At 30.9% G+C, this 15,061-nt stretch carries 10 protein-coding genes and 1 pseudogene; 5 read left to right on the top strand and 6 right to left on the bottom strand.

What is annotated here, in order from left to right:
• Window positions 1-3: 3 nt before the first annotated feature.
• The gene (locus H9635_RS07805) at window positions 4-3,012 is read right to left on the bottom strand and encodes a site-specific DNA-methyltransferase (protein WP_191699627.1); all 3,009 of its coding nucleotides are present in this window, start codon (window positions 3,010-3,012) and stop codon (window positions 4-6) included.
• Between the two features lie 13 nt (window positions 3,013-3,025).
• Window positions 3,026-5,902: an SNF2-related protein gene (locus tag H9635_RS19455; protein ID WP_191699626.1), complete on the bottom strand. Its 2,877-nt coding sequence runs from the start codon at window positions 5,900-5,902 to the stop codon at window positions 3,026-3,028.
• 2,609 nt (window positions 5,903-8,511) lie between these two features.
• Between H9635_RS19455 and H9635_RS07795 the strand changes: the two genes are divergently transcribed.
• Both H9635_RS07795 and H9635_RS07790 read left to right on the top strand, forming a co-directional pair.
• Window positions 8,512-8,868, top strand: a complete 357-nt coding sequence (locus H9635_RS07795; protein ID WP_191699625.1) for a helix-turn-helix domain-containing protein — start codon at window positions 8,512-8,514, stop codon at window positions 8,866-8,868.
• Window positions 8,869-8,901: 33 nt separating this feature from the next.
• On the top strand, window positions 8,902-10,071 hold the full coding sequence (locus H9635_RS07790; protein ID WP_191699624.1) for a tyrosine-type recombinase/integrase: 1,170 nt from the start codon (window positions 8,902-8,904) through the stop codon (window positions 10,069-10,071).
• Window positions 10,072-10,272: 201 nt separating this feature from the next.
• On the opposite strand, the pseudogene H9635_RS07785 reads toward H9635_RS07790, so the two are convergent.
• Window positions 10,273-10,422 (bottom strand): annotated as a pseudogene (locus H9635_RS07785) (GMP synthase (glutamine-hydrolyzing)); the annotation flags it as partial.
• Window positions 10,423-10,683: 261 nt separating this feature from the next.
• On the opposite strand from H9635_RS07785, the gene H9635_RS07780 reads away from it, so the two are divergent.
• From H9635_RS07780 to H9635_RS07770, 3 genes are read left to right on the top strand one after another with little or no spacing between them, the layout of a single operon-like run.
• Window positions 10,684-11,532, top strand: coding sequence for a ParA family protein (locus H9635_RS07780; protein WP_191699623.1), 849 nt, complete (start codon window positions 10,684-10,686; stop codon window positions 11,530-11,532).
• Window positions 11,507-11,944 (top strand): hypothetical protein, encoded by a 438-nt coding sequence (locus H9635_RS07775; protein ID WP_191699622.1) that lies wholly within the window; start codon window positions 11,507-11,509, stop codon window positions 11,942-11,944. The genes H9635_RS07780 and H9635_RS07775 overlap by 26 nt, the downstream gene beginning before the upstream one ends.
• 5 nt (window positions 11,945-11,949) lie before the next feature.
• Window positions 11,950-12,639, top strand: a complete 690-nt coding sequence (locus H9635_RS07770; protein WP_191699621.1) for a hypothetical protein — start codon at window positions 11,950-11,952, stop codon at window positions 12,637-12,639.
• A gap of 55 nt (window positions 12,640-12,694) precedes the next feature.
• On the opposite strand, the gene H9635_RS07765 is transcribed toward H9635_RS07770, so the two are convergent.
• The 3 genes from H9635_RS07765 to H9635_RS07755 all read right to left on the bottom strand — a co-directional run bounded on the left by H9635_RS07765 (window position 12,695) and on the right by H9635_RS07755 (window position 14,931).
• Window positions 12,695-13,270 (bottom strand): recombinase family protein, encoded by a 576-nt coding sequence (locus H9635_RS07765; protein ID WP_191699620.1) that lies wholly within the window; start codon window positions 13,268-13,270, stop codon window positions 12,695-12,697.
• Window positions 13,271-14,093: 823 nt separating this feature from the next.
• The gene (locus H9635_RS07760) at window positions 14,094-14,375 is read right to left on the bottom strand and encodes a hypothetical protein (protein ID WP_191699619.1); all 282 of its coding nucleotides are present in this window, start codon (window positions 14,373-14,375) and stop codon (window positions 14,094-14,096) included.
• A gap of 214 nt (window positions 14,376-14,589) precedes the next feature.
• A complete protein-coding gene (locus H9635_RS07755; protein ID WP_191699618.1) occupies window positions 14,590-14,931 on the bottom strand; it encodes a hypothetical protein in 342 nt (113 codons plus the stop codon).
• Between the last annotated feature and the right edge of the window lie 130 nt (window positions 14,932-15,061).

Raw genomic sequence — 15,061 nt, 5'->3', positions numbered from 1 at the left:
TCCTTAAATATCATTTACCTCAAACATAAGTCTTTTAAATTCTTCTTCAATTAATCGAACTTTCCAATTACTTTCATCCACTTTTAAATTTTCTATATGGTTATCTCCATTAACATAAATAAGATCATACTCAGCGTCACGAGAGTTAATATCTAACTGGCGTAATAATTCATTCAACTGTTCATTTGATATTTCAGTACTATTCCGCCAAATAATTAATACTTTTTCATTAGTTTTTAAATTCCCTACCACCAGTTTACAACCTTTAATGAAATCAATTGATTTAACTTGTAACCCTAGTAAATAATTAAAAGTTTCTACTAAATCTACAATTTGCAGCTTACTTTCAGAACCATTACTAATTTTCATTTTATAATCAAATGGATTAGTAAGTTTGTCTATATTTAATAATGTTGTGCTGTTCTTAGTTTCCATGCCTAACATATAAGAAATAAAATATTCTTCCCTGGCTTGAGTACTCATCCGTTGGTCTAATGCACTTAATTGTTCTTCTGTTTGATTAAAAATTATATTATTTAATGCATCTTCATAGGATTCTAATCTCATATATTTAAACAAATGACTAGAGCCCTCACGCGAAACAGGTTTACCATCCTTCCAATCCTTGGAGTATATTATTTTTTGAATTCGAGGTTTTGTAACTGTTTCAAAATACTCTCCCATTTCTATAAGAATATACTTTCTATGCCCATTATCTTCTCTATTTAAATTGATAACTGCATTTCCTGTTGTGCCTGAACCTGCAAAATAGTCTACAGCTATAGCATCTTTTTCTCTAAAAGAGTTAATGGCAAATAAGCAATCCTGAACTGTATATACAGATTTAGGGAAATCAAATTTCTTAGAACCTAGAATATTATTTAACAATTTAGATCCATAAATATTCGCATAATATCTTTTATCTGTCCAAACTGTTTTATAACTAGTTTTTGATTTCGATCTCGAAATAGAAATTGTTCCATTTCTATTTTTTACAATTAAATTGTCTATAATTGACTCAACGGTATCTCTTGCAAATACCCATTTTCTTTCTTCTCCATCCTCAGCAATTGGATAAACTTCAATAATATCACCATTAATTATATTCGATGTACCTGGATGAAAATCATCAGGACAAACATCACCAAAGCCGATGATTGCATCATTTTTCACATATATTGGATAAAAACAATTTTTTGCTAAACTTCGGGCACTTGTACCTCCCCAATCCCTAAATGCTTCTTCAGAAACTTCGTCTCTATCAGCCTTTCCTATCAACCCTTTTTGAGTTTCAAAGGCAAAAATTGCATATTCATGACTGTAAGAAAAGTTATCTCCTTGAACGCCTGCGGGATTATGAACAATTGATATACTATTCTTCTCCCAATAAGGAAAATGTTCGTTAAATAATTGCATTAAATTTGTTATTTCATTTTCATCAATTGCTGTGATAAGTGCCCCATTCTTACTTTTCAAATTACTGGCAAGTTTTATTCTATCTAACATAAAACTCATCCAGGAAGAATGTTTAAATGAATTTTTATATAATATCTCACTACTTTTTGCGTTATATGGTGGATCCGCATATACGCAATTTATATTTTGTTTATATCTTTCCTGCAACAAATTTAGTGCATGAAAATTATCGCTATTAATTAATATTCCATCTATACTTTCATCTAGATTTTCAATAGATTTTAATAACTTAATTTTAAATTCCTCATCAAAAAACTTAGTATCGAGCAACAAAAACCTATTTTGTTCCAAAAACTCAATTTTTAAAGGTTCGCTATATCCAACTGTTGTTAAATCGTCATTTATTAATTCAATACTAAATAATTTTTTCCATTCTTCTAATTGTTCATGATTATTTATTATATCTTTAAACAATTCTTGTGGTACCCGATCTAATGTTATACAATAATTTGTTTCTACAATGAACTTTTTCTTTAACCATAATTTTTTTTGGAAATCTTCTACTTGAGCTAGAAATGTGATTATTTTATACCCAAGAGATTTTATAACTTTAATCTTAGATAAATATCGCACAAAATTTTCTTCATTTTGTAAGTCTAAGTCATCTAAATGCATAACTTCGTTCTTAATATAATAATCCAGCTCTCTATTTAAAAAGACACCTAATTCTTTATGAATAAAATAATCAAAAGTATTTTTAGCTGTATAATCATTTAAATGCTTCTCCAACAATGTTCGATTCTTATTTTTAGCAGTTGGTGCAAGCAATTTCAATTCTTTAATCCAATCATTTACTCTATCACAGTTATATATGTCATCTAAAGTATCCAAATTAATCTTTTCTCTAGAACGCTTTTTATCATCTACTGTATATTCGAAATGTATATAAAGCTCATTTCCATTCTCTATAATTGGTGAATTTTCAGAGAGAATAAATCTTCGCTCTTTGCCAGATTGAGCCTTATTATTATTTTGTTCAGTACTTGCTTCAACTAATTTAAAGTGAACTTTCTTGCCTGAAGGTAATGTAAAAGAATAATCTTTAAATTGTTCAGACGACTTTATATAATATTGGTCAGCATTTGCCCAGTGAAGCTTTACTTCCTCGCCTTCATATGGAATTGCGTATACATCTTTTTTATATCTTCTTAGAGAAATAAAATCTCCTTCACTGTAGTAACGCTTAAAGAAATTTGTTAAATGTGAATACACGTCATTTTCTAAAGCACTAGTATCTACACTTTGTGATAATTTTGCAGATAATGATTGATATTTCTCCGAACTTTCTTTTGCAACACCCATATCTGACAATTGTTTTTCTAATTGTTCTAACTCCTGCTTAATTACATCGACTTCGTAATTTTTAAATTTTTCAAATGCTTGGTTTACTTGAGGCATTAAATCATTCTTTAAGAAACTCTGAATTTCTTCACGTTTCTGATTCATAATACGATAAATACCAAAATCTAAATCTGCTTGGTCAAACTGAAACATTTCTTCAAGCAGGGAAATAAATTTTTCTAATTGTTTGCTCATGGTCTTCCTCCTCTTATACAACTCTCCATTTTATTATAAATAATTCTTCTTCGAAAGTGGTTTGAATCATTTGATTTTCTAATTCATTAATTAAATCATCTCGACGTTCTGCAATTTCATCTTCTGCTTCAAATATTTGCTGGCGTTTCCTACGTTGTGTTTTTTCTAATTCTTGTAGTTCCTTTTGAAATTTATGCTGCTCTTCCATCGAAATGGAATGTCTGGATTTTCTTTTTACTTCTTTAATTTTCACCTTAAGGTCCTGTAACTCTTTTTCCACGCTGTACATCATGTCATCTGCCCATTTTTCTAATCTCTCTCGTTCCTCATTGAAAAAACGGTGATTGTTCTCAAAAGATTTATTCACTGTTGCAGATACATGTTGTTTACTATCCTGTTTCAAACGATGCACCAATTCATGATTTACCTTGACATTTTCATTTACAACAGCATTACAATTAAACATCTTTTCAAAAATATCTGGTTCAACGGTTTGACCGTCTATAGTAAACCCATTAAATAGTAAATATTCTTCTTGTTGATAAGATACTATTGTTAGCTTTTTTAGTATTAAATACCCCTGTTGGCCTTTTAAATTTTCAATTACTGAAATTTTAGTTGGATGATTTGAAATATTGAAAATAACTTCATTACATTCAGTAGTTAACAGTTTACTCATTTCAAGGACAGTTTCTCCAATTGGATGGGACAACCTATATACTTGATGTGTTTTCTTTTGTAAAGATCTTTCTTTCATTTTCAATTGATAATTACCATTACTATTTTCAATAGATGGTATAGGCTTTATCACTTCAAATGAGTATGTCCTTTCATCAAAAGTTGCATAGGGCTTCAACATATATGATGTTACATTCCAAAACATTTGACTGAAACGGTCTAAATGTAGCACAGTTTCCGATACATGCATCTTTAGACGTTGATGTACATCTTCATCAAAATGTTCAAGCAAGCTTCGATGCGTGTCGTCTAACTTATTTTTTATTTGATCTTCTAATTCATCTTGTAATTGTTTAAACGCTATATTAATTTCTTCTGGCGTTCTACACTGTTGATATATTGATAAAATACGTTTTTCAAAATCCACACCAGATTCAATTGTACCCAATACTTCATCTGATGCCCCTAATACTCCTGCAAATAGATTAAACTTATCTTGTAGAAGCTCCAATACTCTTATATCTGCTTCGTTTCTTTTATTAAGGAAGTTAATTACTACTACATCATGTTTTTGACCATAGCGATGACAACGCCCAATTCGTTGTTCAATACGCTGTGGATTCCAAGGTAAGTCATAGTTAATAATTAAAGAACAGAATTGAAGGTTTACACCTTCTGCTGCAGACTCTGTTGCAATCATAATTTCTGCATGATTTTTAAAGTGGTCAATTAACGCTTGTCTTTTATCAGCTGTTTTAGAACCACTTATATTTTGTGCATTTTCATCATTAATCAGCCATTTTTCGTAAATTTGTTTTGATTCTACATCCGTATTTGTACCATTGAATAAAACAATCTTGTTTGCGTAGCCATTTGATTCTAAAAAATCTTTCAAGTATTGTTGAGTTCTTTTTGACTCAGTGAAAATTAGTACTTTTCTTTTAGCATCCATAGATGCCATTTCCTTAAAACCTGTTTCTATAGCTGTAAGTAACGCTTTACTTTTACTATCCACTCGTATTATTCTGGCACGTTGTTCTAAATCCTCTAATTCTTCAATTTCCTTTTTGAGTTTTTCCATTGATAGACTTGGTTCATCTTCAACGATTTCTTCATCTTCTGTTTCATCTTCTAGTTCTTCTAAAATGTCATATTCCATCTCATCATCGAAAATAATTTCAGAACTTAGATTTGTTAAATCTTGATGCTCTTGATTATTGTATTGTAATAAGAGACGTTCCTTAATTGTTTTTAATGTATTTGCAATTGCATATGATGATGATGCTAGTAACTTTCTCAATATCAGTGTAGTTAATACTCTTTGTCGTTTAGGTATTGCATATGTATCTTCTCTTAATAAAAATTCAGAAATTAATTGGTAAAGTTCATATTCATTGTCAGCTGGTGTAAAGGGAACAGTTATCGTCTTTCTTTCCGTATAACGAATATATTCTTGCACTTGGGATCTTAACGTTCTATTTGTAAAGTCTTTTAATCTATCCCTTAGTTCATTTAGATCTTGTTCTCCTTTTACATATTGATTACGGAATGAAGTAACGTCTCCAAATAAATGATCATCTATCAATGTTGATAAACCGTAAAGTTCCATAAGTGAGTTTTGAAGAGGGGTTGCAGTTAACAGTATTTTTTTTGAATCTTCTATAGCCCATTTTATTCCCTTTCCAAGTCTATTTTTTGTTTGATACACATTTCGTAATTTATGAGCCTCATCTATCACAACCAAATCGAAATTAGTTAAACGTATTTGCTCTTTTTTGCGGTTTGCAAATTGAAAAGAAGTAATAATGATTTTATTTTGATTAAATGGATTACTCATTCCTTCTTTTACAAATCGATTAAAAGATGACGATTCTAAAATTAGTGTTGGTAAATTAAATTTTTCTTCTAATTCATTACTCCACTGTTTTCTTAATGATGCAGGACAAATAATAATCAATTTTCTTTTTCGCTCAGCCCAATACTGACAGAGTACTAATCCTGCTTCTATTGTTTTTCCAAGACCCACTTCATCAGCCAGAAGTACCCCTTTTGATAAAGGTGATTTAAATGCAAATAATGCTGCTTCTATTTGATGTGGATTTAAATCTACATTTGCATCAAATAATGATTGAGAAAGCTTCTCTATCCCCTCCCCAGATGTAATACGTGTTAATTCATTTGCAAAATATTTTGCATGATATGGTGTTGTCACTTTAAACACTCCTTACAGATTTTTTTAACCGTTAAAATTTAGATTAAATTGTTTCCTATTTCAGGATTCGCGGTAATTGTGATTCATAACATTTAATCGTTCCTATGGCTCCTAATTACATTGTAATTTAACAGGGAATTATTAGGAATATCACATTGGAAAATTTAGCCAAGAATTATGAATTAAGAATTATTAACTAATATGGACTAATAGAATTTTTAATTATTATCGAGAGAGTGTAAAGTCATGTAAAAAACTTCATACAGTAACCAATCCCTTACGTGTAAGCGATTGGTTAGGGGGATATTGCCGAAGCGAAAACGCTACTCAACCCTTGGTACTAAAGTATTCTTGATAAAAAAGTTAAAAATTTTTTTCGGATTTTTTTATCTTTTTTTTCGCTAAAATTCTTGGAGGAATCAAATAATAGTTTTTTTAGTCGAATCCTTCCATAGCTATTTAACCCCATTTTTACTGGAATAATTATTTAATAGTTTCCCTAGTAATTTCCTTCCAGCAATAATCCCTCTATTTTTATAAATGTAGCTTGAATATTCAAGAAACCTGTATAGCTTTTTTGATATAAATTGTATAAATGTTATATAACTTATATTGTTTTTGGCATAAGTTATATAATTGTTATATAACTTTTTTGCATTATTTTACTCTGTATCAGCTTTTTCATTGGAAGAATCTAATTATAGTTTTTTCGGTCATTCTCTTCCTCTTAAATTTTCTTTAAACTTATAAAACAGTTATATATAAGTTATATAAATGTTGCATAACTTATATCCTTTTCCATATAAATTCGGCACTAATATCCAAGAAACACCCTATGACTTTCGGTATAAGTTATATATATGTTGTTTAACTTATATCCTTTTCCATATAAATGTAGCACTAATATCCAAGAAGCACCCTATGACTTTTCGATATAAGTTGTATATATGTTATATAACTATTTGGCAGTATAAAATCAAAACACTATTAATTAAGGGAAATTGGTATTTAAACCTCTAATGTAGCTGCTGGGTCGATAGTTTTTATAGCCACTATTTGTTTGCAATTATTGGCTTTCCGTAACGGTTGGTACATTAAATTTGCGTCTAAAATGTGACAACTGTGTACAACAAATCCCTATATGTGTGTACGCACTCGTTTCCCCCTTCGAACTAGATGCAGGTATTGCTGTACATTCGTACGTGCGTAAGCCTACTTGTTGGTGGATCACTACTAGCGAGCTTTACGAGTTACTCTCGCTCCGAGCACGCTTATGCCCTTTTGTTTACTAGCACGTACCACGGAATATCAAAACACTATTAATTAAAATGAAAAAGTCATTTAGACCTCAAATTTAGCTGCTGACCTAATTCCCCTTATAGCCCCTATTTGTTGAAAATTATTTGCCTAGGGTTTAGTTTCCTTTACGTAACGGCTGACATGTTTCGTTTGAGTCCAAAAAGTGACAACTATGTACAACAAATTCCTATATGTGTATCCACACTCGCTTTTCCCTTCGAACTAGAGGCAGGTATTGCTGTACATACGACCGTGCGTAAACCTACCTGTTATCGTACTACTACAAGCGTACTTTAAGGATTACTCTTACTCCGAGCACGCTTATACCATTTCGTTTAATGGCACGTATCATGGAAAAACCAAACACTATTAATTAAAAAGAAAAAGGCATTCAGACCTAAAATGTATCTGCTGATCTGAATGCTCTTATATCCCCTATTTTTTAGAATTTATTGGCTTTGAATTTAATTGGCTTTACAGCAGGAATGCTACATTTGCGTCTTAAATATGACAACTGTTTACAAAAAACACCTATATTGTGCACGCACTCGTTTCCTCCTTCGAACTAGGAGCAGGTATATCTCTGTACATTCTGCATGCCTAAGCCTACTTATTGTAGAATCACTTACAAGCGATCTTTACAGATTACATTCGCTCCAAGCCCATTACGTTATTAGCACGTATCATGGAATATAAAATCACTGTTAATTAAAAGAAATTGGTATTTAGACCTCAATAGATGTAAGTAGTTCGCCCTAAGAATTACTTTCTTCACTTCGGATGCTTTAGTACCGACTTTCTTATACTTAACATGACATTTTGTTTAGGTTTCAACCCTAAATTACAAAATGAACATCTCCCTGTAATCCTTCTCCTCGAATCTTAAATTTTCAATCAAACACTATAGCTACCTAATATAAATGTTTAGAAGTAAACAATTTAATTATCTTAATTCTAGTTTCTATCCTACTTAGAATGCTAATCAATAGTTAATTCCATGTATACGACACTTTTTTGTGAATCATCTTTCTTGCAAGTGTATAGAGTGTCGTAGTAATGCAAGCAAGCTTCATTCTTTGTAACAGCCAATTAGATGTGTACAACACTTTTTTTGGAATTATCTTTTCTGCAAGTGTATAGAGTGTCGAAGTAATAATTTAACAAGCGTCATTTTTTATAACTGCTGATTTGAATGTGTACGACACTTTTTTTGGAATCATCTTTTCTGCAAGTGTATAGAATGTCGTATTAACACTTTAGCAACATTCATTGCTTAATAACAATACTACCTATTACGGAGGAACTAACAAATGGAACTAACTATTGAAAAATCAATCGAAGAAAAAATTGAAAGCTTAATTACACAAAGCCTTGAAAAAAACATTGAATCAATCCTTGATACAAAGCTTGATTCTTACCTTGGAAAAAAGCTTGGATTTTCTCCTGATAAAATCCTTGAAAAAAAACTTGGTGAAACAATTGGACAGCATAATGAGCATGTAGCTAAAGAATGGCTAAACGTTCAGGAAACTTGCGATTATATCGGAATTTCCTATAAAAGTTTACAAAAGCTTATTAATCAAGGACTTAAAGGTAATTCAATTGGTCGCAGCAAGCGATTCTCCAAAACGGAAATCAATCACTTTTTAAAAAATGTACAAGCATAAAAATAATATAAAACACAAAAGGAGATCATTTTAATGACAACAATGGAAAAAGCAGTTAAAGAATATATGAAAAGAGGCGTTCCTCATTATATGGTGAAAATGTATGGGGGTATCGATCCTTATACGAAAAAGCAAATTGACATCACAAAGCGTGGTTTTAAAACAAAAACAGAAGCAAAAGCTTTTTATGCTCAAAAGCAAGCAGAAATGCTACAACGAAATGATACTGACAATCCAAACCTTACATTTGAGCAATTCTATCATTCTCACTATGAAAGATACCTTCAAAATTGTTCCCTCGAAAAAAGTACTTTAGGGAAAATTAAAGGTATTTTCAAAAACCACATCCTACCTTTTTACGGAGATTTAAAGCTTAAAAATATTTCTCACCAAGTTACATTGCGGTCTTTTGAAGTATGGAAAGAAAAATTACAAAAACCATCAAAGGTAGCAATCGAACTAAAAAAATGCTTAGAACAAGCTGTCTATGACGATTTCATTACGAAAAATCCCGTTAAAATCAAAGATTTAAGAATATGGGAAAAAAAAGAAGAAAGAAAGAGAGACAATGCACAAGGTGATAAACTGTTCTATACATCTGAAGAAATAGATTTATTTATTCAAAAGTTGAAAACAACTGATGATATACCAAAAATCGCAATTTTTCTAGTGTTTGTAAATTTAGGTTTACGCAAAGGGGAACTATTTGCACTGCAATGGCAAGATATTGATTTTCCAAATAAAAAAATCCGTATTCATCAAGCTGTTGGTACGGACGAATCGAATAAACCTTATATTAAAAGCACGAAAAACTCGTATGAAAGAACACTTGATATTGATGAAGAAACTTTACAAGCTTTATTAAATTGGAAGGTACTTCAAGCAGAGCAATTAAAGTGGCAACATCTTGAGCATCAAGGCGACAAGCAGTTTATCTTCCCAAACAATAAAAATACTTTTTATAATAACAGCAAGTTAAATGCCTGGTTAAAAAAGTTCCAAACTCAACACGGATTAAAGCTTGTATCAATTCATGGCTTACGTCACTCTTGTGCTACCCGCATCTATTATCAAACAAATGATGTAAAATTCATTCAACATTTCTTAGGTCACACAGACATAACAACAACGGTAGATACGTATATTCATTGCATTCCTGAATTAAGCGATCTATTAGTACAGCGATTTAAACGTACTGCATAAATGATCATTAGTTGAATCTCAATTCTTGCCAAAGTACATTCGTATTTTGGCATTTGTTCTTTCTCTATCTTTAAACAGTTTATTAAAATAAGTAAAGAAATACTTAAAACTAATCCCCTTTCATTTATACATTAATAAAAAAAAAGCTTGGCAGATATTTTATTTGATAAGGTTCTACCTAGCTTTTTACATTTTTATTAATTATCCCCACTCAATCGTTACCGGTGGCTTAAACGTAATGTTATACAGCACACGGTTCACGTGTTTTACTTCGTTTATGATACGTACCCAGTGGGAAGTCATCCCGTCGATAGATATTACAGCAAGGATACCTACTGAATAGTCATATGTTTATTTCAAAATATATTGGTGACTCAATTTCCACACCATTTGTTAATTCAATTACAGCTTAAATCTTATTCTATTCCCACTCGATTATCGCTTTAGATTTAAATCTTACAGTACACTGTTTACAACCACTTCTCAAACTGTATGATAAAGATGTAAGTCACTATGTTTCTTTAGAAAACTCCTCCTTTATTATTCCAGATGTTGTTTTTTCTAAAAATTGAAATAGAATAATATTAGAGATAATAGAAATGGAGAATGAAAATGAAAAAAGATATTAAAGTAATCTCCTTCATGAACATGAAGGGCGGGGTAGCGAAAACTACATTATCAGCTAATATTGCCTACACCTTAAGTAAACAAGGAAAAAAAGTATTATTCATTGATATGGACCCACAGTTTAATGCTACTCAATATTTATTCAGCAAATTCAGGAAAAGATATAATGAAACTAAGGAATTTAAAACTGTTGTAGATATATTCAAAATAGAGGAAGAACACAGTACGGTTACTATAAGTGATATCACTAACAAGCTGAACTATAGCCATTTAATTACCAACCTAAGCGATAACCTACATATTATACCGGGTGATTTAGAATTAATTAAATTTGACTTTAGTGATAGAGGAAATGAATTAGAGCTTAAAAACTTAGTAACAGATGAAATTATAAGAAAGAATTATAATTATATTTTAATTGATAGTGCACCTACCTACTCTTTTTATACACTTGCTACATACATCGCATGTGATGCTTTTCTAATGCCCGTAAAACCAGATTATTTCTCTTTATTAGGAACTAACCTATTTGATAGGGCTTTTGCCTCTAAAAAACGTACATATAAATTGGAAAATGTTTGTTTAGGTATTATCTTCACTATAGTTGAAGGAAATACAAATATTGCTTGGGATGTTGAACGTAAATTTAGAAGCAAATATTCCCAATTGCTATTCGAAAATAAATTACAAAAAAGAACCAGTATACAAAATGGTGTTAAAAACCATGAGATGATGCTTGACAACTCTGAAACCAGAAGAAACATCACGCTTATAACAAAAGAATTTATAGAGAGGGTGGAAAAGCTTAATGAACCCGAAGCAAAAGAAAAGTAATGTTTTACAATTATTCGTAGATAGATATAAGGATATTGCAGAAGTTGAAGAAGAAAAATTGCAATTACAGACTGAAGTTATTGCAGTATATACCGAATTATGTTTATCAACAGTATTATTCAAAAGAAATAGCGAATTAAAATCTTTTAATGACAGCCTATTTTTTAAAATAGTAGATTCCCCTCTACTAGACTATCTATATAAATCTAGGACACAACTTTTAGCCAGAGGTATTAGAGAAATATATAGTTTAGATTTATATACTCTAAAAACCGTTCAAGAAAGATTGATAGAATTTATAGATAACAACCATATTAATATTGATAGTCCTGAGAACTCTAATAATAACGATGAAAATAGTGGAGATTTTGTAGACTATTGGGCAAACATTATAAATAATAAAGGAAAGTGATTATATTGTCTTTCTTACAAAGTAAATCCAAAAAAGACTATATTGATTTTAAAGAATTTATAGCTGAATTTACTGTAAATTCAATCCCTCAAGATGCCGAACAATATATAAGAATTATCCATAAGAATTTGTTTAATATACATTTCTTTAAATATTCTATCAAAATAGATGATGTATATTTAAAAGAAACAATATCCGATTTACTTTCTTTTGCCTTCTTATCAAGATTAGGTACTCATAAAGCAGCAATGGTTGTTTTAAGAAGTTCTATAGAAAATTTTATTCGTTATATTGTAAATTCCTATTTAAATAGAGAAGAATTAATTCAATCTACTCTAGTACTACCTCTATTTGAAGAAAGTAAAAAATATTTTGATTCACATTCAATAGTTATTAATCATATTGATAAATTATACAGCAACTATTCCTTTTTATGCTCTTATTCCCACAGTGCACTAGTTGACTTTCAAGAACAAAATTTAGTTTTTAGCGACTTATTAGTGTTTAATACTACTGAAATAAAAAAGTCTTCGAGGGAATGTGAAAAAACTGTAAATAGCATGCTTACAATTTTATATTATTTCTATTACATAATAGATAAAAAAAATTCTTCTATTATTTTATCAGACTATCGTAGTGAATTTGTTGAATTAATTCCTAGTGAGATACTAGAAATACTTACTCCCCCTCTATAACATTAAGAAGGTCATTTCTCGACAAACTTTTATAATTGGAATGACCTTCTTATTTTTATATAGATTTATAGTCGTTAATTATTTTATAAACCGTCGCTCTTCCAATTCCATATTCTTTAGCGATATCAGTCGCACTCTCTCCCCCTTCAAATAATGCTCTAACATGCTTCTTAGTTTTTTCATCAATTGCAGGTCTTCCACCTACTTTTCCTCTCTTACGAGCAGCTTCTAATCCTGCTTTAGTACGTTGCTGAATAATATCACGTTCAAACTCTGCAAAGACAGCTAACATACCAAACATAGCTTTACCAGTTGGTGTTGAAGTATCAAATGAATCATGTACCGATACAAAATCTACTTCCTTTTCTTTTAATTTGTCAGTTAGCTCATATAACTCTTTTGTACTTCGTGCTAAACGGTCTAGCTTATACACAACGAACAAGTCACCTTTTGTAGCTGCTTTCATTGCATTGATTAATTCTGTACGCTCATTCTTACGGCTCGACACTTTCTCTACATATAAAACAAGCTCTAACCCTTTCTGATCTGCATAATTTTGAATTGCTCGTTCCTGCATATCTAAATTCTGTTCTTCAGTACTCACACGACAATAACCAATAATTCTAGTCAAAATTAAACCCTCATTTCTATAAACTTATACGTTTTATACACTTATAATAATAGACAAGTTTATAGACATATTCTATAAAAAAAAGAGAGCCTAAACGTTAATTTAAGCTCCTTCTTCAAATTGTCTATTAAACGATGGTTTTATAGACATTTATTTCATAATTAAAATGTGAACCATATCGCAACCGAAATACTAGATCATTCTGGTAGATAAGATTATCGAGACAGCAAGTTTACTGGTAGGCTTTACACGGATTCTTTGCGGGCATAATTCACTTTTAAAAGGCATAGTAAAAATGTTACTTAACATACCTTTTACTAGGGCTAAATCATACATGATTGAGAACATCAAAATTAATAATTCAATTCAAACTGTATTGAGAATATTCGAAAATTACGCTATAATTCAGTGTGTAGAGATTACAAATAAGACTGTTTAGTGGTGGTACACTAAGCAATCTTAGCAACAAGCAGAATCGATTCAAAGGCGTAGCGAGCAAAAAGTAAAAAAAGTAAACCACTACTCAACTTTGGCGGAGAGGGCGGTTTATTTTTTTTGTAAAAGCAAATGACAATGCCATTACAAATACGATAAGTGTTGAAAAACGTATAGCTATCATCATTGCTTCGCCCTTACCAACAGCTATACACCTCACGATTCTACAATACTAATGTCCGAACGAGTAATACACATGTAAATTGAAGAGGGAAAGTATTTAATCATAAAAAAAGGCTTACCGATCTTATAAGACCAATAAGCATGAGATGAATTCAGATGGATAAGTTTGTTTTTAAAGTTAATTCTCGATTCAACTGAGAGCCATTTAGTCAACGACCTCAAATTGCATCGTTTCAAAATTTAGCTCCATTGGAATGTAATGCGTTACGATCATCATTAATGGAAATGCCAGCGTCACTGTATAAGCATATACGTGCATGAATTGTAGCGGATCAACCTGTGCATATATTACCATCACCCAATGAGCGAGCACATACGGAACATAGAAAACGATAAAAAAGTAAGCTAGGCATCTGGCGGTTTGTTGCATACTCGAATAAAAGCCTGATGCGATATATAATAATACGTCTCTTGTTTCTTCTTTCATAATACCGTCGCCTCCATAATATAATGTTTCTTCTATTATATTATAAAAATGATGTACCACGATATTCTCTATTACACCATAAGACATGTTTTTAATTGTTTAGAAAGTAACTTTATACTATTGCTTAAACAGCAGCATACACCCTTCGTATTTATTCATAATGTAAATCACCCCTAGCCATTTTGAGCAAAAATAGAGATGCAATATGCTGCATCTACTCTATTTTACGCCAATCAATAATCTCAATTATTGCATTTGAAAGCTGATTGTACAGGATTAACCAATTTCCAACGATATTTAATTGAATCAATATTTCACCGTTAATATTTTCTCGAAATACAAGAACAATAATAGAGAGTTCTTTATTTTCGGAACGCTCTAATACCCCAGCCTTCACCATGTAGTCATTAAAATGGCATTCTACGTATTGTTTTTCATCTAGCTGAGCGTCTAGTAGCGTTCGTATCGTCTGAGCCACATGCTTGTACAGCTTATGTGTATTGAATTCGTCTTGTAGTGCTACTGCTAAATCGTGCTTAATTTGCTGTGCTTGCAAAAGAATCGCTCCCTTCATAATGTGTTCTTATTATCATTCTACACACTTCATTGAATTTTTTAACATTTATAAGTAGTTATTGGAACTTTTAGAATTCTTAGTCGTAAATGTAATATGAGTTTTGAAGGAG

The sequence above is a fragment of the Solibacillus faecavium genome (genome assembly GCF_014836905.1).
In the GTDB taxonomy this organism is placed as follows: domain Bacteria; phylum Bacillota; class Bacilli; order Bacillales_A; family Planococcaceae; genus Solibacillus; species Solibacillus faecavium.
The sequence above is the reverse complement of the archived record's forward strand: the minus strand, read 5'-3'. Positions and strand labels throughout refer to the sequence as shown.